The sequence below is a fragment of the Gordonia paraffinivorans NBRC 108238 genome (assembly GCF_000344155.1).
Classification (GTDB): Bacteria; Actinomycetota; Actinomycetes; order Mycobacteriales; family Mycobacteriaceae; genus Gordonia; species Gordonia paraffinivorans.
On the sequence record NZ_BAOQ01000040.1, the window covers coordinates 1 to 25,057 of the forward strand.

A 25,057-nucleotide genomic window follows, 5' to 3' on the forward strand; every position below is an offset into this window, starting at 1 on the left:
AAAAAACGGCATCAAACAATCCATCATCACACTATCGAGTTCTCAAAGAACACACACCCAACGGACGTCCTCCGTGAGGAGGCCGGCTCCGAAGAGCTCTCCCAGAGCGCGATATTCTCACGCTCTTGTTCTCGGGAGTGGCACCGCACAGGCGGCCCGAGCGAGTGGCCCGGGCACTTTTGCCTCCCCGGCCCTCTCGGCCCCGGGGGCGTTGCTCTCTGCGGTGCGTCGATTAAGTTACACAGGCGCGAACACCACGTCAAATCGCCTGGTCAGAGGCTTAACTTGGCACCCGCGAAGTTCTTCTTGCCGCGGCGCACCACCAGCCACCGGCCGTGGAGCAGGTCGGCGTCGGCCGGCTGCCACTCGGGATCGGTGATCTTGGTGTTGTTCACGTAGGCGCCGCCCTCGGAAACCGTCCGCCGCGCAGCCTTGTTGCTGTCGGCGAGCTTGGTCTCGACGAGGAGCTGGATGATCGTCGGGCGCTCGGAGAACTCGGCGACAACGGTCTCCCCCACGGCGGCTGCGAGGGTCGCCTCGTCCAGCTCGGTGATGTCGGCACGTCCGAACAACGCCTGGCTGGCCAGTTCGACGGCCCGGGTGTTGGCCTCTCCGTGGATGAGCGTGGTCATCTCGGCGGCCAGCCGCTTCTGGGCGAGACGCAGGTGCGGCTTGTCCGCGGTGGCCTGCTCGAGCTCCGCGATCTCCTCACGACCGAGGAAGGTGAACCACCGCAGGTAGCGGATGACATCGGCATCGGCGGTGTTCACGAAGTACTGGTACCAGGCGTAGGGGCTGGTGAGCTCGGGATCGAGCCAGAGGCTCCCGCCGCCGGTCGACTTGCCGAACTTCTTGCCGTCCGAGGAGGTGACCAGCGGAACGGTGAGCGCATGCAGCGAGACGCCGTCGAGACGACGACCCAGGTCGACGCCGCCGATGATGTTGCCCCACTGATCGGATCCGCCGATCTGCAGCACACAGCCGTAGCGGCGGTTGAGCTCGACGAAGTCGTTCGACTGCAGGAGGAGGTAGCTGAACTCGGCGTAACTGATGCCGTCGCCCTCGAGGCGACGCTTCACCGTGTCGCGGGCCAGCATGACGTTCACCGAGAAGTGCTTGCCGAGGTCCCGCAGGAACTCGATGGCGGTCATCTTCCCGGTCCAGTCGAGGTTGTTGACGACGACCGCGCCGGTGGGCGAATCGTCGATGTCGACGAACCGGCGCAGCTGGGCGTCGATCCGACTCGCCCACTCCGCGACCGTGTCCGGTGCGTTCATGGTGCGCTCCCCCACCTCTCGGGGATCACCGATCAGACCGGTGGCGCCGCCGGCGAGAACGATGGGCCGATGGCCGGCGAGCTGGAACCGCTTGAGCGTCAGCAGCGGCACGAGGTGACCTGCGTGCAGGCTCGACGCCGTCGGGTCGAAACCCGCGTACAACGTGATCGGCCCCTTGGCCATCTCTGCGCGCAACGCGTCGAGATCGGTGGACTGCGCGATCAGGCCTCGCCACTGGAGTTCGTCGAGGATGTCGGTCGGGCCTGCCTTCGCAGAGGCGGTGTCGACACCCGGCTCGGTCGTGTTGGCGGTTCCCTCAGTCTCAGCACTCACCCTTCGATCTTGTCATCCACCCAGATCGGGGCGTGTGAGAGGTGACCGAGATGACCGCGTGCGGCTCCCGGGAGCCGCCTACTGCCCGGAGACCAGGCGCTCGTGCTCGGCGTCGTCGACCTTGCGTGCCTCGTCGATCAGCATGACCGGGATGCCGTCGGTGTCGATGCGGTAGGCGACGCGCAGGCGCGGGTTGTAGAGCTCGTCGCCGGCGTCGATCAGCGGGCCGTGGTCCTGCGGACAGGCCAGCCGCTCGCGGACGATCGGATCGATGGCCTCAGCTCGTGATGTCACGCGGATCAGCCTATGGCATCGTCGACCGGCGCAGCCGCCCAGTCCAGCTTGGCGGCGGCGGTCCTCGTGTAGCGCCGGTACCGGCCCTCCTCGTCGCGGTACCAGATCCGCGGCCCGGGCTTCGGCAGTCCCTCGGCGAGCAACACCGTGCTCAACGGCCGGAACGACGCCGAGAGCGGGATCTCGTCCACCACGCGGATCAGGTGCGGTCGCAGCACGGACGGGAACTCGCCGAGCGCGACGCGCAGCTGAGTGGCCGTCAGCGAGTCGGCCTTGACGCCGGGGCGCAGGGTCACCGCCGCGATGGCGATCTGGTGCCCCGGCTCACCGATCCCGTAGGTGACGACCTTGTCGATTCCCGTCACCCGCGACAACGCGTGGTTGATGGTCGGGATGAAGATCGGCCCCGTCTCGGCCTTGATGACGCGATCGACGGACCCGAGGAAGAACAGGTCGCCGTCGGCATCGCGGACGAACAGGTGGCCCGACACCTCCCAGCGGTCGCGGGCGGCGAACACGTCGCGCAGCACCGTCCCGTTGACGTCGAACTTGTGCCGCGCCTTGGCGAGCAGCAGGCCGGGCTCGCCCACCTCCGCGCGCCGGACGTAGCCGTGCTCGTCGATGAGGAGCTGGTCGCGCATGATGTCGTAGGCGGCGACCTCGACCGGGTTGGTCTCGGGGAGCGGACGTCCGACCGAGGAGAGCTTCTCGCCGGTGACGTTGGCCAGGATCGCCGAACCGTCTGCGGTGGCGAAGAACTCGAGGATCCGGGCGCGCGGGAAACTCTTGCACACGTCCTCCCAGAGTCCGCCCGACATGCCCGAACCCATGAAGAGCCGGATCGGGTTGTGCTGGTTGATCCGGAAGGCCGGGTCGCGGACCACCTGCGCGAGCATCGACCACGTGTACGACACCACGGTCACGCCGTAGCGGCGCACCTCGGTGGAGAACGTCTCCGGGTCGATGCCGTTGGACAGCGCGATGCGCGACCGGCCGACGACCGTCGCGCCCAGGGTGGTGAGCAGTCCCGACGCATGGTGCAGCGGCGGCAGGCAGTACACGGTGTCGTGGTCGGTGAGTGCGGCCGCCGACGCCGCGCCGAACGCCGACATCGCGAACCGGTGGTTGGTGACCGGCCACGGCACGAGCTTGCCCTTGGAGCGGCTGAACAGGATGAACGCCAGATCGCCCGCGAGTCCCGGATCGGGGCGGTACCAGCTCGGCATCTCGACCTGATCCGGGTCGATCTGCTCCATGTCGATGATCGTGTCGCCGTCGGCCCCCTCGATCGAGCGGCTGTCGCCGCTGCCGCCGCCGAGGACGAGAACCCGATCCGACGCCGCGGTCGCGAGGTCGAGGTTGTTCGGGTCGGTGACGATGACCGAGCTGTCGGCCAGCAGCATCATCTCGCGCACGTCCGCGTCGGCGGCGAGGAGCACCGCAACCGCGCCCAGGCGGGACAGTGCCGCGATCACGACCAGGGCGCTCGGGCGCGTGTCCATCAGGACGCCGATGTGCTGGCCCGGCCGGATGCCGCACTCCACGAGGCCGGCGACGACGTTGTTGATCCGGGCGTCGACCTGGCTGTGCGTGAGCACGCGGTTCTCGAACAGGAACAGCTCGTTCTCGCCGTGCTTGCGCGTGTTCTCGGCCATCAGCTTCGACAGCGAGATCCGCGTGCCGCTCTGGATCTGGCCGAGGCGCAGGAGCCGTGGGACCGTCCGCACCGACTCCGATGCGACGGCGATCGACGTGCGCTGGAAGGAGTTGAGGAGGCCGAGGATCTCGCGGGAGTACGCCGAGCCGGCGTCGGCGACCGCGCCCACGCCGTGGGTGATGCGCGAGGACAGGCTGACGCCGCCGCCGTGTCCGCTCTCCACGTACTCCATCTCGCGGATGAGGTCGGGACGGGGACCGTCGGCCGACAGCCAGGTCACCCAGTCGGCCACCGTGGGCCAGGTGTGTTGGCCGGCAGTGGAACCCACCACCAGGCCGAAGTGGCCGACCGGCAGGGTGGACTCGTAGACCTCGGCGTCGGGGGCCGCCTTCACGATGCCGCGCACCGCGGTGGGCTGGCCGATGTCGTCGGCCTCACCCACGAACGCGAGGACCGGGCAGGTGATCTCGGTCAGCGACACCAGGTCGCCGTTGATGACGAAACCGCCCGAGACCATGCGGTTGTGGGCGACGAACTGACGGAGCAGCTCGGCGATGGCCGGACCCGACCACGCGACCCAGCCGTCCGCCTCGAGGAACCGGCGCTGGTCCTCGCGGGTGAGCAGTGCCTCGCGGTCGTGGAGCCGGCGGAGGAAGTCGATCCGGCTGCGGATCGTCTTGACCGGGTCGAGCAGTTGGAAACCGGTGCGCGCCATCCAATCCCGGACCCACAGGTTCTGCGTGAACGAGCGCTCGGCGAGGAACTCCGCGGCCGGCGCGACGAGCCCTGCGGGCATGCCCAGCGGCAACGCCGCAAGCACGTCGACCGGGCTGCCGAAGGTGATGACGCTGGCGATGTTCTTCGAACTCCGGTATGCCGCGGTCTGGTAGGCGAACATGCCTCCCTGGGAGTACCCGCCGAGGTGGATGTCCTGGCCGGTCGCCTCGACGATCAGGTCGATGGCCTCGCTGACGGCCACCACGTGATCGGCGAGCGTGCGCTCGAGCCCGCCTTCCTCCCGCTCGGGCGAGCCGAAGTCGACGACCCACGGGGTGATCCCGTTGCGGTGCAGGATGGACACGGCGCCGTTGTGCTCGGTCACGTCGTAGACGTTGGCCGACACCATCATCGGCGGCACGAGCACGATGTTCGGCCCGGTCGACGGCTCATCGGGGAAGTACCGGCGCAGCTTGAACATCCTGCGGGTCTCCACCACCGCGAACGGAGCCGGCTCGGTACCGGTCTCGAGGCCGCCGTAGCGCAGCACCTCGAGCCCGTTCTGCGCGGTCGCCAGCACTCGGTCGACCACCCCGCCGAGATCCGGGAGCCCCTCCCAAGACACCATCGCGTCGATTCCCTCCCGTCGTCACCGAGACACAGTCACCGACGCAGCGGTGACCAAGCTCACTCTACCCATCCGGGCAGCTGTTCAGTTGCGTCCCCCGAAGCCCGCGGACCACCGTGTCCGGAGATCGGCGGAGCAGGCCGAGACGACCTCGATCTGACGGCGCACCTGCTCGGGCGCGGTGCCGCCGTGCGCGTTGCGCGACTCCACCGAACCACGGACCGTGAGCACCTCGCGGACGGCCGGCGTGAGTGCCGGGTTGATCCCGGCGAGGGTCTCGTCGTCGAGCTCGTCGAGGCCGACGCCGCGCGACTCCGCCTCCCGCACGCACGCCCCGGCCACCTCGTGGGCGACGCGGAACGGCACGCCCTGCCGGACCATCCACTCGGCGATGTCGGTGGCCAGGGTGAAGCCGGCCGGGGCCAGCTCCTCCATCCGGTCGGTGTGGAACTCGAGCGTGGCCACCAGGCCGGTCACCGCCGGCAGGAGGAGTTCGAGCTGGGCGACGGCGTCGAAGACCGGCTCCTTGTCCTCCTGCAGATCACGGTTGTAGGCCAGCGGCTGGGCCTTGAGGGTCGCCAGCAGGCCGGTGAGGTCACCGATGAGCCGCCCGGCCTTGCCGCGCATGAGCTCGGCGACGTCGGGGTTCTTCTTCTGCGGCATGATCGAGCTGCCCGTCGACCAGGCGTCGGCGAGCGTGACGTAGCCGAATTCCGGTGTGCTCCAGATGATCACCTCTTCGGACAACCGCGACAGGTCGACCGCGATCATCGCGAAGACGAACGCGGCCTCGGCCGCGAAGTCACGCGAGGAGGTGGCGTCGATGGAGTTCTCGGCCGGCGCGTCGAACCCGAGGTCGGCCGCGATCGCGGCCGGGTCGAGCCCGAGCGACGAACCGGCGAGAGCGCCGGAGCCGTACGGCGACACCGCGGTACGGCGGTCGGCGTCGGCGAGCCGGTCGATGTCGCGGAGCAGCGGCTGCGCGTGCGCCAGCAGGTGATGCCCCAGCATGACCGGCTGCGCCGCCTGGAGATGGGTCTTGCCCGGCATGATCGCGTCGGGGTGCGCCGCCGCCTGGGCGGTGAGCGCGTCCACCACGTCGAGCACGCCGAGTGCGACCCGCTGCATCGCCGACCGCAGCCACATCCGGAACAGGGTGGCCACCTGGTCGTTGCGCGACCGGCCGGCACGCAGCCGGCCGCCGAGCTCGGGGCCCACTCGTTCGATGAGGCCGCGCTCGAGCGCGCCGTGCACGTCCTCGTCGGATTCGGCCGGCACGAACGTGCCGTCTGCGACGTCGGCGGCGAGACGGTCGAGACCCTCGAGCATCGCCGCGAGATCGTCATCGGTCAGCAGCCCCGCCCGGTTGAGCACGCGGGCATGGGCCTTGGACGCCTGGATGTCGAACGGGGCGAGGGCCCAGTCGAAGTGGGTCGACTTGCTCAGGGCCGCCATGGCGGCGGCGGGGCCGCCGGCGAACCGGCCGCCCCACAGCGAGCCCTCGTTGGTCGTCCCGCCGGTCTGCTCGCCACTCACAGATTCAGGTCCCGCTTCGCCGCGATCTTCGACGACAGGCCGTGCAGCTCGACGAAGCCGCGGGCCGCCGACTGGTCGAAGGTGTCGCCCTCGTCGTAGGTCGCCAGGTTGAAGTCGTACAGCGACTCCGAGCTGCGGCGGCCGTTCGGGATGATGTTGCCGCCGTGCAGGACCAGGCGGATCTCACCCGACACGTGCTCCTGGGTCGACTCGACGAAGGCGTCGAGCGAACGCTTCAGCGGCGAGAACCACAGGCCGTCGTAGACCAGCTCGGCCCACTTGCGGTCGGTGCCGCGCTTGTAGCGTCCCAGCTCGCGTTCGAGGGTGACGTGCTCGAGCTCCTCGTGGGCGCGGATGAGCACCATGGCGCCCGGGGCCTCGTAGACCTCGCGGCTCTTGATGCCGACGAGACGGTCCTCGACCACGTCGAGCCGGCCGACGCCCTGCGCACCGGCGCGGCGGTTGAGCTCCTCGATGGCCTGCAGCACGGAGACCGGACGGCCGTCGATACTGACCGGACGACCCTTGTCGAAGCCGATGATGACCTCGTCGGGCGAGTTCCAGTTGACGGTCGGGTCCTCGGTGTAGCTGTAGACGTCCTTGGTCGGCGCGTTCCACAGGTCCTCGAGGAAGCCGGTCTCGACCGCGCGGCCCCACACGTTCTGGTCGATCGAGAACGGGGACTTCTTGGTGACGGTGATCGGGATCCCGTTCTCCTCGGCGAACTTGATCGCCTTCTCGCGGGTCCAGGCGTAGTCGCGGACCGGGGCGATGACCTCCAGATCGGGTGCGAGGCTGGCGAAGCCGACCTCGAACCGGACCTGGTCGTTGCCCTTGCCGGTGCAGCCGTGCGCGACGACGGTGCCGCCGTGATCGCGGGCCGCGGTCACCAGGTGCTTGGCGATCAGCGGGCGCGACAGCGCCGAGACCAGCGGGTAGCGGTCCATGTACAGGGCGTTGGAGGTGATGGCCGGCAGGCAGTACTCGTCGGCGAACTCGTCGCGGGCGTCGACCACGACGGCCTCGACGGCGCCGCAGTCGAGAGCACGCTGGCGGACGACCTCCATGTCCTCGCCGCCCTGCCCGAGGTCGAGGGCGACGGCGACGACCTCTTTGCCGGTCTCCTTCTGGATCCAGCTGATCGCGACCGAGGTGTCCAGGCCGCCGGAGTATGCGAGTACGACACGTTCTGCCATGAGGTGAAGCTCCTGTTCTAAGCGATGACCCGAGTCCATCATCGGCCCCGGGGTTCCGGCCACGCCGCCCGGGTCTCGGTTCGCGGCGTGCTCGGTTCGGTTCTTGTGCTGTGGGTCTCTCTCTGGTGCTGATTGCGGGCCGGGGCGGCTACACGAGTCCCTCGATCCGTCGTGCGAGTTCGGCGCCCGTGAGCGGCTCGCGGGCGACGACGAGGATCGTGTCGTCACCGGCGATCGTGCCCACCACGTCGGGCAACCGCGCCCGGTCCAGGGCCGCTGCCAGGTAGTGCGCCGCGCCCGGGGGCGTGCGCAGCACCGCGAGGTTGCCGCTGCTGTCGGTCGAGACCAGCAGGTCGGTCACGAGTCGGGCGAGGCGGTCGGTGCCGCCGGACACCCCGCGGACGGGGGTGCCGTCCTCGGGCACGACGTACACGCCGGCCCCGCCGTCGGCGGCGCGGAGCTTGACCGCGCCGAGTTCGTCGAGGTCACGGGAGAGCGTGGCCTGGGTGGCCTCGATGCCCTCCTCGGCGAGCAGGCGCTGCAGTTCGGTCTGGCTCCGCACCCGATGGGTCGCCAGGATCTCGACGATCCGCGCGTGCCGGCCCGCACGGGTCGCGGCGAGGCGGGTCTCCGAATGCTCGGCCCCGCTCGACGCGGTTCCGCGTGGTTCGGCTCCGGCGGTCATCTCTCGTCCTGTGTCACTCGTCGTCGGCTGTCGTGGTCTCGCCCGGTCCTCACTGGTGCGCGAGCAGCCAGATGAGGAGCGCCTTCTGCGCGTGCAGCCTGTTCTCCGCCTCGTCGAACACCACCGACCTCGGGCCGTCGATGACCGACTCGGTGATCTCGTCGCCCCGGTGGGCCGGAAGGCAGTGCAGCACGATCGCGTCGTCGGCGGCGTGTCCGAGCAACTCGTCGTTGATCTGGTACGGCAGGAAAGGCGCCTTGCGGTCCTTGCCGTCGTCCTCCTGGCCCATGGACACCCAGGTGTCGGTGACGAGGACGTCGGCGCCGGTGACCGCGGCGACCGGGTCGGCCACGAGGCTCACCGAGCCGCCGGTCTCGGCGGCGCGACGCTCGGTGTCGGCGATGATCGCCGGATCCGGCCGGAAGCCCTCGGGTGCGCTGATGGTGACGTGCATCCCGGCGGTCACGCCGCCGAGCGCCAGCGAGTGGGCCATGTTGTTGGCGCCGTCGCCCAGGTAGGTCATCCGCAGGCCGGCGGCCGAGCCCTTGTGCTCGATGATCGTCTGGAGATCGGCGAGCACCTGGCACGGGTGGAACTCGTCGGACAGCGCGTTGACGACCGGGATCGTCGCCGCCGAGGACAGTTCCTCCAGGCGCTCCTGGCCGAAGGTCCGCCACACCACCGCGTCGACGAAACGGGAGAGCACGCGGCCGGTGTCGGCGAGGGTCTCCTCACGGCCGAGCTGGGTGGTGCGCCCGTCGACGACCACGGCGTGGCCGCCGAGCTGGGCGATGCCCACCTCGAACGAGAACCGGGTACGCGTCGAGTTCTTGTCGAAGATCACGCCGACCCCGCGCGGGCCCTCGAGGGGCCGGTACTTGAACGGGTTGGCCTTGACCTCGGCGGCGAGCGCCAGCACCTCGGCCTGTTCTGCCGGGGTGAGGTCGTCGTCGCGGAGGAAGTGACGCGTCATTGCTGGTCCCCCTGGTTCTGTTGCGTCGCTCTGTTTTTGGCTGCGTCGAGGATGCCCGGCAATGCCTGCACGAAGCTCTCCGCCTGCTCCTCGGTGACGATCAGCGGCGGCGCGAGCCGCAGGACGTCGGGCGCCGGGGCGTTGATGAGGAACCCGGCGTCGCGGGCCGCCGCGTCGACGTGGGCCGACACCGGCTCGGTGAGCACGACGCCGAGCAGCAGGCCGGCTCCGCGCACGTGCGACACGAGCGGGTGGTGCAGGTCCTCGATGCCGGCGGCGATCGACTTGCCGACGGCGGCGACGTGGTCGACGAGCCCCTCGGACTCGATGACGCCGAGCAAGGCGAGCGCCGCGGCGGCGGCGACCGGATTGCCGCCGAAGGTCGTGCCGTGCTGGCCGGGTTCGAACAGCTCGGCCGCCGGACCGGTGGCGATGCACGCGCCGATCGGCAGGCCGCCGCCGAGTCCCTTGGCCAGGGTCATGACGTCGGGGACGACGCCGACCTGCTGATGGGCGAAGAAGGTGCCGGTGCGGGCCACCCCGGTCTGCACCTCGTCGAGGATCAGCAGCGCGCCGCGCTCACTGGTGATCCGCCGGGCCGCGGCCAGGTAGTCGGCGGGCGGCACGATCACTCCGGCCTCGCCGAGGATCGGCTCGAGGATGACCGCGGCGGTCTGATCGGTGACCGCGGCGTCGAGGGCCTCGACGTCGCCGTACGGCACGAAGCGCACGCCGGGCGGCATCGGTTCGAACGGGGCGCGCTTCGTCGGCTGCCCGGTCATCGCGAGCGCTCCCATGGTGCGGCCGTGGAACGCCTTCTCCGCGGCCACGATCTCGGGACGACCGGTCCGCCGCGCGAGCTTGAACGCGGCCTCGTTGGCCTCGGTGCCCGAGTTGCAGAAGAACACCCGCCCGGGATGGCCGAACCTGTCGAGCAACTTCTCGGCGAGCTCGACGACCGGAGGCGAGATGTAGAGGTTCGACACGTGGCCGAGGGTCTGCAGCTGGGTGGTGACCGCCTCGACGATCGCCGGGTGGGCGTGGCCGAGGGCGTTGACCGCGATGCCGCCGAGGAGGTCGAGGTAGCGCCTGCCGTCGGCGTCGGTGACGTACGGCCCCGAACCGCCCACCAGGGCGATCGGCGGGGTGCCGTAGTTCTTCATGAGCGCGGTGGCCCAGCGCTCCTGCAAGGGCGCGGTCATTTCTCCTCCTCGGTTCCGGTCGCGGCGACGGCCTCGGAGGGGTCGACGACGGCGGTGCCGGTGGAACTCTCGGTCAGCAGTTCGGCGAGCACGGAATGGGCGACGCGGCCGTCGATGACGTGGGCGCGTTCGACTCCCCCGGTCACCGCGCGCAGGCAGGCCTCCATCTTCGGGATCATCCCGGAGTCCAGCGACGGCAGCAGCTCCGCGAGCGCGTCGGTGTCGATCTGCGACACCAGCGAACCGCGGTCGGGCCAGTCGGTGTAGAGGCCCTCGACATCGGTGAGCATCACCAGCCGGGTCGCGCCGAGCGCCTCTGCGATCGCGCCCGCCGCGGTGTCGGCGTTGATGTTGTGCACGACGCCGTCGCGGTCGGGGGCGATCGTCGAGATCACCGGGATGCGTCCGGCGGCGACGAGATCGAGCACCGCCGAGGTGTTCACCGAGGTGATGTCGCCGACGAGTCCGATGTCGGTGGCGACGCCGTCGACCATGACGGTGCGGCGGGTCGCGGTGAACAAGTGCGCGTCCTCACCGGTGATGCCGACCGCGTAGGGGCCGTGCCGGTTGATGAGGCCGACGAGTTCGCGGCCCACCTGACCGAACAGCACCATCCGGGCGACGTCCATCACCTCGGGCGTGGTCACCCGGAATCCGCCCTTGAACTCGCCCTGGAGGCCGAGCTTCTTCAGCATGGCCGAGATCTGCGGACCGCCGCCGTGCACGACGACCGGGTGCATGCCGCAGGCGCGCAGGAACACCATGTCGGCGGCGAAGGCCTTCTTCAGCTCGTCGTCGACCATGGCGTTGCCGCCGTACTTGACGACGATCGTCGCGCCGTGGAGTTCCTGGAGCGCCGGCAGCGCCTCGGCGAGGACCCTCGCCTTGGCCAATCCGGCGTCCGGATCGATCTTCGGGGCACCGGCCTGCGATGCGTCGCCGCTCATGACGAGTACGCCGAGTTCTCTTCGACGTAGGCGTGCGACAGGTCCGTCGTCCGGACCGACGCCGAGGCGTCGCCGAGCTTCAGATCGACCACCACGTCGACGTCGGGACCGGCCAGGTCGACCTCGCGGGCACCCGCGACGCCACATCCGTTCTCGCAGACCGGGGAACCGTTGAACGACACCGAGAGCAGGTCCGGATCGATCCGGACCGGCGACGCACCGACCGCGGCCAGGACGCGGCCCCAGTTGGGATCGGAGCCGAACAGCGCCGTCTTGACCAGCGAGTCGCGCGCGACCCACCGTGCCACGGCGACCGCGTCGTCCTCGGTGCGCGCGCCGGCGACGGTGATGCGAATGCGCTTGGTGACGCCCTCGGCGTCGGCCTGCATCTGCGCGGCCAGGTCGTCACACACCGCGAACACGGCCTCGTCGAGGTCGGCCTGCTCGACCGGGATCTGACTCGCACCCGAACTCAGCAGGAGCACGGTGTCGTTGGTGGAGATGCAGCCGTCGATGTCGAGCCGGTCGAACGTCCGCGCCGTGGCGCGCCGCAACGCGGTGTCGAGCTGCTCGGGCGTGGCGGCGGCGTCGGTGGTCAGCACCACGAGCATGGTCGCCAGCGAGGGCGCCATCATGCCCGCGCCCTTGCCCATGCCGCCGACGTTCCACCCCTGCGGGTGGTGCAGCGCGGCCTGCTTCGGCTTGGTGTCGGTGGTCATGATCGCGTGCGCGGCGTCGGTGCCCCCGGACAGTCCGCCGGCCATCTCGTGGACGATCTCGGTCACGCCGGCCAGGACCTTGTCCATGGGCAGCCGGTCGCCGATGAGGCCCGTCGAGCACACCGCGACCTCCACCGCACCGGTTTCGGTCCCCCAGTTGCTCAGTGCCTCGGCCACGGCCTCGGCGGTCTTGTGGGTGTCCTGGAAGCCGCCCGGGCCGGTGCAGGCGTTCGCGCCGCCGGAGTTCAGGATCACCGCGCGCAGCCGGCCGGTCGTCAGCACCTGCTGCGACCACAGGACGGGCGCCGCCTTGACCTGGTTGCGGGTGAACACGCCGGCCGCCGAGTGGTCGGGTCCCTCGTTGAAGACCAGCGCGAGGTCGGGGGCGCCGGAGGCCTTGATGCCGGCGGCGATTCCCGCGGCGCGGAAGCCGAGGGGTGAGGTCACGCCCTGTTCGCGGACGAGGCGGGGCCGGTCGCCGGGCGCGCCGCCCTCGATCCGGTCGGGTTCCGGGAACGCCGACGGTGTCGGCGTCTGCTCGCTGCTCGTCACGGTGCCACTCCCACGGTGCTCAGTCCTTCGTTCTCGGTCCAGCCCAGCGCCAGGTTCATCGACTGGACCGCGGCGCCGCCGGTCCCCTTGGTCAGGTTGTCCACGGCACCGACGACCACGAGGGTCCCGGCGCGCTCGTCGACGGTCACGCCGAGCTGGACGGCGTTGGAGCCGATCACCGAGCCCGTTGCGGGCAGCCGGTCCTCGGGCAGGACGTGGATGAACTCCTCGTCGGCGTAGGCCTGCTTGTAGACGGCCCAGATCTCGGCCTTGGTGGCGGTGGTCCGCGCGGTGCAGGTGGCGAGGATGCCGCGCGCCATCGGAGCGAGGACCGGGGTGAACGACACGCTGACCGGCTCGCTGGCCGCCGCCGACAGCGCCTGCCCGATCTCCGGGGTGTGCCGGTGCACGCCGCCGACGCCGTAGGCGCGGGCCGACCCGATCACCTCGGAGGCGAGGAGATCGACCTTCGGCGACCGGCCGGCTCCCGAGGTGCCGCTCACGGCGACGATGGTCGCGTGGGGCTCGACGAGGCCCGCGGCGAACGCCGGGAGCAGCGACAGGATCGACACCGTCGGGTAACAGCCCGGGACGGCGATGCGGCTCGCGTCCTTCAGGACCTCCCGGTTGCCCGGCAGTTCGGGCAGGCCGTACGGCCAGGTTCCCGCGTGGTCGCCGCCGTAGTAGGCGGCCCAGTCCTCGGCGTCCCGCAGCCGGAAGTCCGCGCCGCAGTCGATGATCAGGGTCGTCGGCGGCAGCGCGTCGGCGATGACGGCCGACGTGCCGTGCGGCAGGCCCAGGAAGACCACGTCGTGACCGGCGAGGACCTCGGGCGAGGTGTCCTCGAGAACCCGGTCGGCCAGCGGCAACAGGTGCGGATGGTGGACGCCGAGCACACTGCCGGCGTTGCCCCCTGCGGTCAGCGCGCCGATCTCGAGTTCACCCGATCGCAGCCGGGGATGCCCCAACAGAAGCCGGAGGATCTCACCGCCCGCGTAGCCGCTCGCGCCGGCCACCGCCACTTTGATCGTCATGCAATCATTATGCAGAACGATGCAAATCAATTCATCGGCGGGGTGGCCGTCGGCGAGTCGCGCGCCACGCAGGCGCCCTGCTCGTCCCGGCGCTGACGCGCGTGGCGTCAGCGCAGGCGCGCCCCCACCCACTCGGCGGCGGCGTCGACCGCGGCGAGCTTGGCGGCGTTCGCCTCGTCCTCGGTCAGGGTGCGGTCGGCCGCGCGGAACCGCAGGGAGAACGTCAGCGACTTGTTGCCCTCGCCGACCTGCTCGCCGGTGAAGACGTCGAACAGCGAGATCTCCTCGAGGAGTTCACCGGCGCCCTCGCGCAGGGCCTTCTCCACCTCGGCCGCCGGCACGTCCCTCGCGACCACGACGTTGACGTCCTGCAGAACCGCCGGGAACACCGACACCGACGGCGCGGGCAGGACCACGTCGAGCGGCAGGGCGTCGATGTCGATCTCCACCGCGCACATCCGCTTGGGCAGATGCGCACGCTCGAGGACCGCGGGATGCAGCTCGCCCGCATGGCCGACGGTACGACCGTCGACGGTCAGCCGCGCGCAGCGGCCGGGATGCCACGGGCGGTGGTCGTCGGCGGTGAGCTCGATCGTCACACCGGCCGCACGGCCGATCGTGCGGGCCGCCTCGAAGGCGTCGAGATAATCGGCGGGGCGTCCCAGACCCCAGTGGCCCGCGGGGTCGCGCAGGCCGGTGAGGACCACGCCGACGTGCAGCGGCTGGTGCGGGAGCGACGCGTCGAGCGCGGCGATCTCCTCCTCGGTCGGACGGCGGGTCACGTCGAGCGCCGGGACGGGCGCTGCCTGGTCACCGGCGATGACGACCTGGCCGATCGTGTACAGCGAGAGGTCGCGCTGCCCGCGGGCGATGTTGCGCGCGGCCATCTCGAGCAGGCCCGGCAGCAGCGTCGTGTTGAGCTCGGGACGATCGGCCTCCAGCGGGTTGAGCACCTTGACGGTGCGGCGACGCTCGTCGTCGGCCGGGAGGTCCCAGAGGTCGAACACGCCGGCGGGCATGAACGGGTACGGCAGCACCTCGACGTAGCCGTCGAGTGCGAGCGTGCGGCCGATGCTCCGGCGACGACGCTGCTTCGGGGTGAGGCCGGTGCCGCCGGGTGCGCGGGGCACCACGGCCGGGATGTCCTCGAGCCCCTCGAGGCGCAGCACCTCCTCGACGAGGTCGGCGCGCTGCTTGAGGTCCGGACGCCACGACGGCGGGGTCACCTCGAGCACGTCGGAGCCGGTGACCTCGCAGCCGACCTCTCGCAGGCGGGCGGCCGCGGTGCCGGCCGGGTAGGTGACGCCGGCGACGCGGTCGGGTTCGTCGGCGGGGATGCTGATGGCGACCGGCTTCGGGGTGTCGACGCGGGCCTCCGACAGCGGCGAGGAGATGGTGCCGCCGGCGATCTCGACGATGAGCTGCGCCGCCCGGTCGGAGGCGACCGCCGTCACCTCAGGGTCGACGATGCGCTCGAAGCGCTTGCTCGCCTCCGAGGTCAGCTTGTGTCGCTTGCCGGTGCGGAAGACGCGGACCTGGTCGAAGGTGGCCGACTCGAGCAGCACGGTCGTGGTCTCGTCGCCGACCTCGGTGGCCGCGCCGCCCATCACGCCCGCGAGCGCGATCGGGCCGGTCTCGTCGGCGATGACGACGTCCTCGGGATCGAGCACACGCTCGACGTCGTCGAGGGTGCGCAGCTTCTCCCCCGGCTTCGCCGAGCGGACGGTCACCGTGCCGGAGACGCGGTCGGCGTCGAAGGCGTGCAGCGGCTGGCCGAGTTCGATCATCACGTAGTTGGTGACGTCGACGATCGCCGAGATCGGACGGATGCCGGCGACGAGGAGTCGCTTCTGCATCCACCACGGGGACACGGCCTTCGGGTTCACGCCGGTGATGACGCGGGCGGTGTAGCGGGTCGCGCCGGAGTCGGAATCGATGGCGACCGGCCACGGCGTGCCGTCGGCCTTCACCTCGTCGACGACCGATGCCGGGTCGACGAAAGGCACCTCGAAGGCGCTCGCGAGCTCGCGGCCGAGACCGCGGATCGAGAAGGCGTACCCGCGGTCCGGCGTGACGTTCACGTCGATCGCCGCGTCGTCGAGGCCGAGCACCTCGCGGGCGTCGGCGCCGGGTTCGGCGGTGCCGGGCGCCAGCACGAGGATGCCGCTGTGGTCGTTGCCGATGCCCAGCTCGGAGACCGAGCAGATCATGCCGTCGGAGACGCGGCCGTAGGTCTTGCGCGAGGCGATCTCGAACGGACCGGGCAGCACGGTTCCGGGCAGCGCGGCGACGACCAGGTCACCCTCGGCGAAATTGCGTGCGCCGCACACGATGCCGCGTGGCTGCTCCTCCCCCACCTCGACGGTGCAGAAGCGGATCGGCTTCTTGAAGCCGGTGAGCTCCTCGATGGTCTCCACCCGCCCGACGACCAGCGGGCCGGTGATCTCCGGGAACTTCTCGATGTCCTCGATCTCGAAACCGACCCGGACGAAGCCCGCGTCGATCTCCTCCGTGGTGGCCGACCACTCGGGGTCGCCGGAACGCAGGACCTCGGTGTACCAGGACTGAGGTGCACGCACTGTCTATCAACTACTTTCGTCGCGTCGGGAGAAGTCTGTGAGGGTGCTCGCCGGTGATCAGGCCGCCGGGCCGAAGGGCAGGGTGAACCGGATGTCGCCCTCGACCATGTCGCGCATGTCGGAGATGTCGTTGCGGAACTGCAGCGTGCGCTCGAGGCCCATGCCGAAGGCGAAGCCGGAGTAGACGTCCGGGTCGATCCCGCTGGCCCGCAGGACGTTCGGGTTGACCATGCCGCAGCCGCCCCACTCGACCCAGCCGGGCCCGCCCTTCTTGCCCGGGAACCAGACGTCGACCTCGGCCGACGGCTCGGTGAACGGGAAGTAGGACGCGCGCATGCGCGTGGTGGTCTCGGGCCCGAAGAGGGCGCGCGCGAAGGTCTCCAGGGTGCCGCGAAGGTGGGCCAGCGTGAGGCCCTTGTCGACGGCGAGTCCCTCGATCTGGTGGAAGACCGGGGTGTGGGTGGCGTCGAGTTCGTCGGTGCGGAACGTCCGGCCCGGGCACGCGACGTAGATGGGGAGCTCGCGGTCGAGCATGGAGCGCACCTGCACCGGCGAGGTGTGCGTGCGCAGCACCTGACGGGACCCCTCGGGGGCGATGTAGAAGGTGTCCTGCATCGACCGCGCCGGGTGATCCGGCAGGAAGTTCAGCGCGTCGAAGTTGTGGTGCTCGGTCTCGACCTCGGGTCCCTCGGCGATCTCCCAGCCCATCCCGACGAAGACGTCGGCGACCTGTTCGGCGATCACGGTGATCGGGTGGCGCGCGCCGACCGGGCGGCGGCCGCTGGGAAGCGTGACGTCGACCGCCTCGGCGACCAGCACCGCCGCGTCGCGTTCGGCCTCGAGGGTCGTGGTGCGGAGTTCGAGTGCGGCGGTGACCCGCCCGCGGACCTGGTTGACGAGCTTGCCCGCCTCGGACCGCTGCTCCTTCGGAAGACTGCCGAGCGCGCGTCGTGCCAGGGCGATCGGTGACTTGTCCCCGAGGTGTGCCGTCTTCGCCGCGGCGAGCTGCTCGAGATCGGCCGCCGCCTCGAAGGCCTCGATCGCCGCTGCGGCGGCCGCCTCGAGGTCGTCGGGTCCAGGGAATACCGTTTCGTCGGCGGAAGTGGCCACGGTCGGCGAGCTCCTCATGCGTGGGTCGGTGGACGGACTGCGTCGTCGTCACGCGACGCGGTCCCGGGACCTTGGCTTTTTGCGTTCCCGGACCACCGTCGACGACGGCGATGACTCCCATCGAGGGTAGTCGACCGCCCCCTCGCCCTGACCTGCAGGGAGGAGTGACCAGCGCGCGACCGCACGCGCTCTACGTCCGCGGGCGGGCCTCGGGGTCGATGCCGAGCGCGAGGCAGCGGGCGCCGAGTGCACCGCCCGCGGCGATCAGCAGGTAAACCAGGCCGTCGCCGACGAGGCCGGACCTCGCCACCATCAGCACCGCGATGCCGATGACCACCACGAGCGACACCAGGGCCGCGTCGCGAGCCCGTCCCGCACGTCGGGCGACGGGGTCGTCCCACCACGGAAGGGGCCTGTTCTCCAGCGGGGAGAGCAGCACGAGGACCGGCACCATCAGGATCAGCAGCAACGCGGTCTGCGTCGCGACGACGATCGGGAACGACATGCTGTGCGCGTCGGCGCGGTCGAATCCGGCCGCCGCGCCGAGTGCGACGATCGCGGCGAGAACCGGCAGATGCCACAGGTACAGGGTCATCGCTCCCCGGTTGCCGAGGACGACCCACCACCAGACCCGCGGGCGGTCGGCGATGCCGGCCAGTACGCCCCACAGCGCGATCGCCCCGGCGCAGAGGACGATCGCGTGGCCGGCGAGCAGCAGGCTGGGCGGGTTCATGTTCGACAGCTGCTGACCCGGCACCGTCACGAGCGACATCTCGTACGGCCCCCACACGACCAGGCAGATGTCGACGACGAGCGCGCACGCCGCGACGACCCCGGCGATCGCGGGTCGCAGGATCCGCTTGGCGTGGGCCACGCCGAGCACGGCGGGGAGAGTCCAGACGGTGAGGAAGCCCGCATAGCCGAGCCAGGACGGGCCGCCGGACAGGCGAACGGCGTCGACGAGCGCGGTACTCCCCCAGCACGCAGCGAGCGCGATCGCGATGTGGCCGGTCGTGCGGACCCGCTGCAGGAACGGGACGACGGCCAGAACGAGCAGGTAGGCTCCGAGGAACCAGAGCAGTTGCACGCTCAGGCGGGCGACGACGTCGACCGCGGCGTCGTGACCGGTGCCCCCCAGGATCACCAGCGTGGCGACCACGGCGCTCAGATACCAGACCACTGGTCGGAGCAGGCGCTGGGCACGACCGAACAGCCACTGTCCGGCACTCGGTGCGTCGGTGGCGGCACGAGACCTCCATGCGTGCGTCGACGCGGCGGCTCCGGCGAAGAAGAACAGCGGCAGGACCTGCAACAGCCAGGTCGCGGCTTGCAGTGCGGGTATCTCGCCGAGAGTGTTGCCGACAAGGATCGAGTCCCCGGCGGGGTCGACCGTGAGCATGATCGAGTGACCGGCGACGACGACCAGCAACGAGACGATGCGGATGAGATCGATGTAGCGGTCGCGGTCACCGGTGAGGGCGGCGAGTTCGCGAGGCGTCGGGAGGCCGCGCGGGCGGGTCGAGACGGGCGTGATCGTGCGCATCCACCGAGTCTGACCGGCCGATTCACCGCGGACCTGAGCAGAATCACTCGGTCGCAGACGGCAAAATCGCGGGTCGGGCCCGAAGTCGCGACGCGGTGCGCGCGAGTCCGGGACCCGGTCCCGCGATTCGTCGGATCCGGTGCGTCAGTTGCCGAAACCCGCGCGCTTGAGCGCATCGGCCATCGCGCCGCCGGGAGCCGGACGACGGTCGTTGCGGTTGCCGCCCCGACCCTGGCCACGACCGCGCTGGTCGTTGCGGCGTCCCTGACCGCCGCCGCGGTTTCCTTCTCCGCGGGGCGGGCGTGACCCGCCCTTGCCGGTCGTGCCCGGCTCGTCGTCGAGGCGCAGGGACAGGCCGATGCGCTGGCGCTCGACGTCGACCTCCATGACCTTGACCTTCACGATGTCGCCGGACTTGACGATCTCGTGCGGGTCGGAGACGAAGCGATGAGCCATCGCCGACACGTGGACGAGACCGTCCTGATGGACGCCCACGTCGACGAACGCGCCGAACGCGGCGACGTTGGTGACCTGTCCCTCGAGGATCATGCCGGGCTCGAGGTCGGAGACCTTCTCGATGCCGCTGGCGAAGGTCGCCGTCTTGAACTCGGGACGCGGGTCGCGGCCGGGCTTGTCGAGCTCGGAGATGATGTCGACCACGGTCGGGCGACCGAAGGTCTCGTCGACGAAGTCGTCGGGACGCAGCTTGGTCAGCGTGGCGGTGTCACCGATGAGCGAACGCACGTCGGTGCCGACCTTCTCCAGGATCCGGGTCACCACCGGGTACGCCTCCGGGTGCACCGCCGATGCGTCGAGCGGGTTGTCGCCGTCGGTGATCCGGAGGAAGCCCGCGCACTGCTCGAACGCCTTGGGTCCCAGGCGCGGAACCTCGGTGATCTGCATGCGGTTGCGGAACGCCCCGTTCGAATCCCGATACGACACGATCGACTCCGCCAGGCTCGGGGTGATGCCCGACACGCGCGAGAGCAGCGGGACCGAGGCGGTGTTGACGTCGACGCCGACCGCGTTCACCGCGTCCTCGACCACCGCGCCCAGCGACCGGGCGAGCAGCGTCTCGGACACGTCGTGCTGGTACTGGCCCACGCCGATCGACTTCGGGTCGATCTTCACCAGCTCGGCGAGCGGATCCTGCAGGCGCCGGGCGATGGACACCGCGCCGCGCAACGACACGTCGAGGTCGGGCAGCTCCTTGGACGCGTACGCCGACGCCGAGTACACCGACGCGCCGGCCTCGGAGACGACGACCGTCGTGGGCGGGGTCTTGCCCGCCGCCTTGATCGCGGCCACGAGTTCACCCGCGAGCGCGTCGGTCTCTCGGGAGGCCGTGCCGTTGCCGATGGCGATCAGCTCGACGCCGTGCTTCTGCACGAGCGCGCCGAGCACGGCGAGCGCACCGGCCTTGTCCCGGCGCGGTTCGTGCGGGTAGATGGTGGCGGTGTCGACGACCTTGCCGGTCTCGTTGACCACCGCGACCTTCACGCCGGTGCGGAGGCCGGGATCGAGGCCCATCGTGGTGCGCGCACCGGCCGGTGCGGCGAGCAGCAGGTCCTTGAGGTTGGTCGCGAACACCGCGACCGCGTCGGCCTCCGCCTGCTGGCGCAACCGGGTGCGGATGTCGATGGACAGCCCGACGAAGAGTTTGGTGCGCCAGGCCCACCGCACGGTGTCGGCGAGCCAGCGATCGGCGGGACGCCCCTGATCGGAGATGCCGAACCGGGCGGCGATGCGCTGCTCGTAGATGCCGGGCCCGGCCGGGCGCTCGGCGGCCTCCGGATCGGGGTCGAGGGTGACGCTCAGGATCTCCTCGCGCTCACCGCGCAGCACGGCGAGCACGCGGTGCGACGGGATCGTGGTGAACGGCTCGGAGTACTCGAAGTAGTCGGCGAACTTGGCGCCCGCGGACTCCTTGCCCTCACGGACGGCGGTCCGCAGAACACCCTTCTGCCACATCAGCTCACGGAGTTCGCCGACGAGGTCGGCGTCCTCGGCGATGCGCTCCACGGCGATCGCCCGGGCGCCGTCGAGCTGCTCGGCGGTGAAGGTCGACGGGTCGGTGTTCGGATCCGACAGCAGTGCGTCGGCGACGGGCTCGTGCCCGGCCTCGCGCGCGATCTGGGCCTTGGTGCGCCGCTTGGGCTTGTAGGGCAGGTAGATGTCCTCGAGCCGCGCCTTGGTGTCGGCGGCGAGGATGCGCGCGTCGAGCTCGGCGTCGAGCTTGCCCTGGGCGGCGATGGACTCGCGTACGGCCTGGCGCCGGGCCTCGAGGTCGCGAAGGTAGGCGAGACGCTCTTCGAGCGTGCGCAGCTGGGCGTCGTCGAGGCCGCCGGTCGCCTCCTTGCGGTAGCGCGCGACGAACGGGACCGTCGACCCGCCGTCGAGCAGCTCGATCGCCGCACGGACCTGGCCGACGCCGACGTTGAGTTCGGTGGCGATCGCCGCCGCGACGCGGGCGTTGACCACGGCCGGATCAGGGGCCGGAACGGTCTGAGGGGTCGCGGGGGTCTCTGTCTGCTGCGCCCCGGCGACGGGGGCGGACGCCGAGGCGGACTCGGTTGACGGCACGGACTCGGGTGACACGGTTTCTGACACGATCGCCGACCCTACCGGCCGCGTCGGACAGCTGTCAGCCGCGACCCACCGCGTTGTGGATCCGCGCACTCTCGTACAGGCAGATCGCCGCTGCGGCGGCCACATTCAGGCTCTCCGCGCGGCCGCGGATGGGGATCGACACCCGGTGGTGGGCGACGCGCTGGACCTCCGGCGACAGGCCGTGGGCCTCGTTGCCGAACAGCCAGCCGATCCGGCCGGCGAGCACCTCGTCGGCGTGGTCGAGGTTCACCTCGCCGTCGGCGGCCGTGGCGAGCAGCGTGATGCCCGACGCCGCGATCGCCGCGAGACCCTCGGCCACCCGCCTCTCGCGCACCACCGGCACGGTGAAGACCGTCCCCGCGCTCGCGCGGACGCACTTGCCGTTGTGGGGGTCGACGGAGTCGCCGAGCAGGACCACCGCGTCGGCGCCCATCGCATCGGCGCAGCGGATCAGGGTGCCGGCGTTGCCGGGCTCACGGGGCTCGACCGCGATCGCCAGCAGACGCGGCTCGTCGGCGAGCACGTCGGCCAGCGACGCGTCCAGGAGCCGACACACCGCGAAGACGCCGGGCGGTGTGGTGGTCTCGGACAGTTTCGACGCCGCACGCCCGGAGATCAGCAGGACCGGCACTCCCCCGGCCTCGGCGGTCTCGACGATCGCGCGGTGACGATCGAGATGCTCTTCCGCCACCAGCACCGTCTCCGCCTTCTCGACGGCCAGGGCGGTCTCCACCGCGTTCGATCCCTCGGCGAGGAATCGGCCCTGCTCGCGCCTGGCGGCGGCGCGGTGGAGCTTGGCAAACGACACGACCCGCGAGGATCGCTCGGACAGGATCTCCGTCATCGGGACATCCTCCGCGCGACTCGCGGGTCGTGTGCGGTGTTGCTCAATCAGGCAGCCGGGGCGTTGACGTCGGCCGGCAGGGCCTTGCGGGCGACCTCGACCAGGCCGGTGAAGGCCTCGGGATCGGTCACCGCGATGTCGGCGAGGACCTTGCGGTCGACCTCGACACCGGCGGCCTTCAGGCCCTGGATGAAGCGGTTGTAGGTGATGTCGTTGGCGCGGGCCGCAGCGTTGATGCGGGCGATCCACAGCTTGCGGAACTCACCCTTGCGGGCACGACGGTCCCGGTAGGCGTAGTTCAGCGAGTGGAGCTGCTGCTCCTTGGCCTTGCGGTACAGGCGCGACCGCTGACCGCGGTAGCCCTTCGAGGCCTCGAGGGTGGTCCGACGCTTCTTCTGGGCGTTGACGGCCCTTTTCACGCGTGCCATGTTCTAGATCCTTTTGCTCGTCAGATGTCCGGGGTCGCTCGCGTCAGCGGTTCAGCAGGCGCTTGATACGCGGCGCGTCGTTGTCGCTGACGACGGTGGTGCCGTCGAGGCGACGAGTGCGCTTGGAGGGCTTGTGCTCCAGGAGGTGGCGGCGGTTGGCCTTCTGGCGGACGATCTTGCCGCTGCCGGTCACCTTGAACCGCTTCGCGGTGCCCTTGTGGGTCTTGCTCTTAGGCATTTTCTTCCTTCTGTCGGGCGAACGCGGGCAGCCGAACCTGACCAGTTACGGCTGGAATCCCGGGTTCACGTCTCGTGATCACGGCCGGCGCGGGGCATGTGCTCCCCGCCCGGCCGATCGGCTCAGCTCTCGTCCGCGGGGGCGTCGGCCTTCTTCTGGCCTCCGCCGGAACGTTCGCGGCTCTCTTGCGCCTTCTGGCGGGTCTTCGCTCCCTTGTGCGGGGCGAGGACCATCGTCATGTTGCGACCGTCCTGCTTGGCTGCGGTCTCGACGTAGCCGTAGTCGGCGACGTCGTTGCCCAGGCGCTGCAGCAACCGGTAGCCGAGTTCCGGACGCGACTGCTCACGGCCGCGGAACATGATCGTGACCTTCACCTTGGACCCGTCCTTGAGGAACCGGATGACGTGACCCTTCTTGGTCTCGTAATCGTGGTCATCGATCTTGGGCCGGAGCTTCTGCTCCTTGATGACGGTCATCTGCTGATTGCGGCGTGCTTCACGCTGCTTCTGGGCCGCCTCGTACTTGAACTTGCCGTAGTCCATGATCTTGCAGACCGGCGGACGGGCGTCCGGGGCCACCTCGACCAGGTCGAGGTCGGCCTCGTAGGCCAAGCGAAGCGCATCTTCAACACGCACGATGCCCACCTGCTCCGAGTTGGGTCCGACGAGTCGGACCTCAGGGACGCGGATGCGCTCGTTGATGCGGGTCTCAGTGCTGATGGGGCCTCCTAGTTCAATCCTGCAGTGGTAACCGTCGCGTCGTCGCGCGGGGGCCGTAGGCAGGAGATCCGAGTGTGAAACCCTCAGCAAGAGAGCCCCGGGACACAGGTCCGCGGGGCTCCGATACCGACCGATTCGCATCGCCGCGCGTTCGCGTGGCGACTGCCGACGTCGTGCGACACATCGACGAGGATGTGGTCGCGACCGTCGGCGTGAACCGGACCGAGCAACTGCGATCTCAACTGGCGAGGACTCGCGTCACACGGTGGGAGCGGAACTCCACTTACGACCCCGGCGCATACCAGGGCGGTCGTGCTATGGGAGTCTATCAGCCATGGCCGAGAACTCCTATTCGTCACCAGCACCGGAACCCCAGAAGGGTGCGACGGGCAGTGGCACCGGCGCGGAAGACGCGGCGCACACTGAGGCAGAGAACGTCCGCGACCTGCAGGATATTCCGGCGATCGAGGTGATCACCCGGTCCATCGTGATGCTGATGAGCGCCTCGGCGGAGAAGCTCGGCCTGGCCGAGGGCACCCCCGAGGACAAGATCGACCTCCCCGAGGCCCGGGTCCTGATCAACGCGCTCGCCGGCCTGGTCGACGCCTCGAAGGCCGACCTCGGCATCCACGCCGCGCCGATCCGCGACGGCCTGAAGAGCCTGCAGCTGGCGTTCCGCGAGGCCAGCGCCTACCCCGACGAGCCGGGCGAGGGTCCCGGCGAGAAGTACACCGGGCCGGTCCGGGCGCCGAGGAAATAGGTTTCGGCCTCACCTGGTGGGCCGAGCGTGCCGACGACACATGCCGAAACCGCTTACCCTGACGGTATGACCACCCCAGGAGAATCCGGCACCGATGGCACGCAGCCCGCGGGCACCCCGTCGGACGACATCATCGACGCCGAGATCGTGCCGGGCCGGGTGACCGGGGCCCCGTTGCCGGGCTCTCTCCCGGACCCGGACTACACCGAGGGCGGCATCCCGACCTTCGACTACGTGCGGGAGAAAATCGAGAACCGCATCACGACGGCCATCGGATCGCAGGAGCTCGCCGAGGCCACGCCCGAGGGACAGAGCGTCGACGAGATGGTGCGCAAGCGCGACGAGGCCGCCAAGAAGCGCCTCGAGGAGATCCGCAAGTCGATGGGCAAGTAGCCCGCCGGCGCCATCCGAGTCTCAGCAGAATCGCCACTTCCGGACCGAGTCGCAGGGTGAAACCCGCGATCCTGTACCAGAAG

At 70.3% G+C, this 25,057-nt stretch carries 21 protein-coding genes; 2 read left to right on the forward strand and 19 right to left on the reverse strand.

Going from position 1 to position 25,057, the window contains the following annotated elements; genetic code table 11:
* Positions 1-272: 272 nt before the first annotated feature.
* The 19 genes from tyrS to infC form a co-directional block, all read right to left on the reverse strand.
* Positions 273-1,610: a tyrosine--tRNA ligase gene (gene tyrS, locus GP2_RS17770; RefSeq protein ID WP_006901950.1), complete on the reverse strand. Its 1,338-nt coding sequence runs from the start codon at positions 1,608-1,610 to the stop codon at positions 273-275.
* Between the two features lie 78 nt (positions 1,611-1,688).
* Positions 1,689-1,904, reverse strand: a complete 216-nt coding sequence (locus tag GP2_RS17775; RefSeq protein WP_006901951.1) for a Trm112 family protein — start codon at positions 1,902-1,904, stop codon at positions 1,689-1,691.
* A gap of 5 nt (positions 1,905-1,909) precedes the next feature.
* Positions 1,910-4,906, reverse strand: coding sequence for an AMP-binding protein (locus GP2_RS17780; RefSeq protein ID WP_006901952.1), 2,997 nt, complete (start codon positions 4,904-4,906; stop codon positions 1,910-1,912).
* Positions 4,907-4,990: 84 nt separating this feature from the next.
* Positions 4,991-6,442, reverse strand: coding sequence for an argininosuccinate lyase (gene argH, locus GP2_RS17785; RefSeq protein ID WP_006901953.1), 1,452 nt, complete (start codon positions 6,440-6,442; stop codon positions 4,991-4,993).
* The gene (locus GP2_RS17790; protein WP_006901954.1) at positions 6,439-7,638 is read right to left on the reverse strand and encodes an argininosuccinate synthase; all 1,200 of its coding nucleotides are present in this window, start codon (positions 7,636-7,638) and stop codon (positions 6,439-6,441) included. Before GP2_RS17790 ends, argH begins: the two co-directional genes overlap by 4 nt.
* 148 nt (positions 7,639-7,786) lie before the next feature.
* Positions 7,787-8,323 carry an arginine repressor gene (locus GP2_RS17795; protein ID WP_006901957.1) on the reverse strand — a complete coding sequence of 179 codons (537 nt, stop codon included), beginning with the start codon at positions 8,321-8,323 and terminating at the stop codon, positions 7,787-7,789.
* Positions 8,324-8,372: 49 nt separating this feature from the next.
* Positions 8,373-9,296, reverse strand: a complete 924-nt coding sequence (gene argF / locus GP2_RS17800) for an ornithine carbamoyltransferase (protein ID WP_006901959.1) — start codon at positions 9,294-9,296, stop codon at positions 8,373-8,375.
* The gene (locus tag GP2_RS17805) at positions 9,293-10,498 is read right to left on the reverse strand and encodes an acetylornithine transaminase (protein ID WP_006901960.1); all 1,206 of its coding nucleotides are present in this window, start codon (positions 10,496-10,498) and stop codon (positions 9,293-9,295) included. Before GP2_RS17805 ends, argF begins: the two co-directional genes overlap by 4 nt.
* Positions 10,495-11,445 carry an acetylglutamate kinase gene (gene argB / locus GP2_RS17810; RefSeq protein ID WP_006901961.1) on the reverse strand — a complete coding sequence of 317 codons (951 nt, stop codon included), beginning with the start codon at positions 11,443-11,445 and terminating at the stop codon, positions 10,495-10,497. Before argB ends, GP2_RS17805 begins: the two co-directional genes overlap by 4 nt.
* Positions 11,442-12,716, reverse strand: coding sequence for a bifunctional glutamate N-acetyltransferase/amino-acid acetyltransferase ArgJ (gene argJ, locus GP2_RS17815; protein ID WP_006901962.1), 1,275 nt, complete (start codon positions 12,714-12,716; stop codon positions 11,442-11,444). Before argJ ends, argB begins: the two co-directional genes overlap by 4 nt.
* Positions 12,713-13,750, reverse strand: coding sequence for an N-acetyl-gamma-glutamyl-phosphate reductase (argC, locus tag GP2_RS17820; RefSeq protein ID WP_006901963.1), 1,038 nt, complete (start codon positions 13,748-13,750; stop codon positions 12,713-12,715). Before argC ends, argJ begins: the two co-directional genes overlap by 4 nt.
* Before the next feature lie 107 nt (positions 13,751-13,857).
* Positions 13,858-16,329, reverse strand: a complete 2,472-nt coding sequence (gene pheT / locus GP2_RS17825) for a phenylalanine--tRNA ligase subunit beta (RefSeq protein WP_006901964.1) — start codon at positions 16,327-16,329, stop codon at positions 13,858-13,860.
* Between the two features lie 57 nt (positions 16,330-16,386).
* Positions 16,387-17,439: a phenylalanine--tRNA ligase subunit alpha gene (pheS, locus tag GP2_RS17830; RefSeq protein WP_006901965.1), complete on the reverse strand. Its 1,053-nt coding sequence runs from the start codon at positions 17,437-17,439 to the stop codon at positions 16,387-16,389.
* Between the two features lie 190 nt (positions 17,440-17,629).
* On the reverse strand, positions 17,630-18,982 hold the full coding sequence (locus tag GP2_RS17835; protein ID WP_006901966.1) for an acyltransferase family protein: 1,353 nt from the start codon (positions 18,980-18,982) through the stop codon (positions 17,630-17,632).
* Positions 18,983-19,126: 144 nt separating this feature from the next.
* Positions 19,127-21,580: a Tex family protein gene (locus tag GP2_RS17840; RefSeq protein WP_083900276.1), complete on the reverse strand. Its 2,454-nt coding sequence runs from the start codon at positions 21,578-21,580 to the stop codon at positions 19,127-19,129.
* Positions 21,581-21,626: 46 nt separating this feature from the next.
* Positions 21,627-22,436 carry a TrmH family RNA methyltransferase gene (locus GP2_RS17845; RefSeq protein ID WP_006901969.1) on the reverse strand — a complete coding sequence of 270 codons (810 nt, stop codon included), beginning with the start codon at positions 22,434-22,436 and terminating at the stop codon, positions 21,627-21,629.
* Positions 22,437-22,483: 47 nt separating this feature from the next.
* Positions 22,484-22,864, reverse strand: a complete 381-nt coding sequence (gene rplT, locus GP2_RS17850; protein ID WP_006901970.1) for a 50S ribosomal protein L20 — start codon at positions 22,862-22,864, stop codon at positions 22,484-22,486.
* Between the two features lie 43 nt (positions 22,865-22,907).
* Positions 22,908-23,102, reverse strand: a complete 195-nt coding sequence (gene rpmI, locus GP2_RS17855; RefSeq protein WP_006901971.1) for a 50S ribosomal protein L35 — start codon at positions 23,100-23,102, stop codon at positions 22,908-22,910.
* Between the two features lie 122 nt (positions 23,103-23,224).
* A complete protein-coding gene (gene infC, locus GP2_RS17860) occupies positions 23,225-23,884 on the reverse strand; it encodes a translation initiation factor IF-3 (protein ID WP_165484379.1) in 660 nt (219 codons plus the stop codon).
* Positions 23,885-24,155: 271 nt separating this feature from the next.
* On the opposite strand from infC, the gene GP2_RS17865 reads away from it, so the two are divergent.
* Both GP2_RS17865 and GP2_RS17870 read left to right on the forward strand, forming a co-directional pair.
* Complete coding sequence (locus GP2_RS17865; RefSeq protein WP_006901973.1) at positions 24,156-24,581, forward strand: DUF1844 domain-containing protein; 426 nt, start codon at positions 24,156-24,158, stop codon at positions 24,579-24,581.
* A 66-nt stretch (positions 24,582-24,647) separates the two neighbouring features.
* The gene (locus GP2_RS17870; protein WP_040527389.1) at positions 24,648-24,974 is read left to right on the forward strand and encodes a hypothetical protein; all 327 of its coding nucleotides are present in this window, start codon (positions 24,648-24,650) and stop codon (positions 24,972-24,974) included.
* Positions 24,975-25,057: the final 83 nt, after the last annotated feature.

Coding starts and splice junctions, on each gene's coding strand:
- GP2_RS17780 (WP_006901952.1), bottom strand. CDS start 4,906: ATGGTGTCTTGGGAGGGGCTCCCGGATCTCGGCGGGGTGGTCGACCGA.
- argB (WP_006901961.1), bottom strand. CDS start 11,445: ATGAGCGGCGACGCATCGCAGGCCGGTGCCCCGAAGATCGATCCGGAC.
- GP2_RS17790 (WP_006901954.1), bottom strand. CDS start 7,638: ATGGCAGAACGTGTCGTACTCGCATACTCCGGCGGCCTGGACACCTCG.
- rplT (WP_006901970.1), bottom strand. CDS start 22,864: ATGGCACGCGTGAAAAGGGCCGTCAACGCCCAGAAGAAGCGTCGGACC.
- argC (WP_006901963.1), bottom strand. CDS start 13,750: ATGACGATCAAAGTGGCGGTGGCCGGCGCGAGCGGCTACGCGGGCGGT.
- GP2_RS17870 (WP_040527389.1), top strand. CDS start 24,648: ATGACCACCCCAGGAGAATCCGGCACCGATGGCACGCAGCCCGCGGGC.
- GP2_RS17835 (WP_006901966.1), bottom strand. CDS start 18,982: ATGCGCACGATCACGCCCGTCTCGACCCGCCCGCGCGGCCTCCCGACG.
- GP2_RS17845 (WP_006901969.1), bottom strand. CDS start 22,436: ATGACGGAGATCCTGTCCGAGCGATCCTCGCGGGTCGTGTCGTTTGCC.
- GP2_RS17865 (WP_006901973.1), top strand. CDS start 24,156: ATGGCCGAGAACTCCTATTCGTCACCAGCACCGGAACCCCAGAAGGGT.
- GP2_RS17795 (WP_006901957.1), bottom strand. CDS start 8,323: ATGACCGCCGGAGCCGAACCACGCGGAACCGCGTCGAGCGGGGCCGAG.
- rpmI (WP_006901971.1), bottom strand. CDS start 23,102: ATGCCTAAGAGCAAGACCCACAAGGGCACCGCGAAGCGGTTCAAGGTG.
- argF (WP_006901959.1), bottom strand. CDS start 9,296: ATGACGCGTCACTTCCTCCGCGACGACGACCTCACCCCGGCAGAACAG.
- GP2_RS17805 (WP_006901960.1), bottom strand. CDS start 10,498: ATGACCGCGCCCTTGCAGGAGCGCTGGGCCACCGCGCTCATGAAGAAC.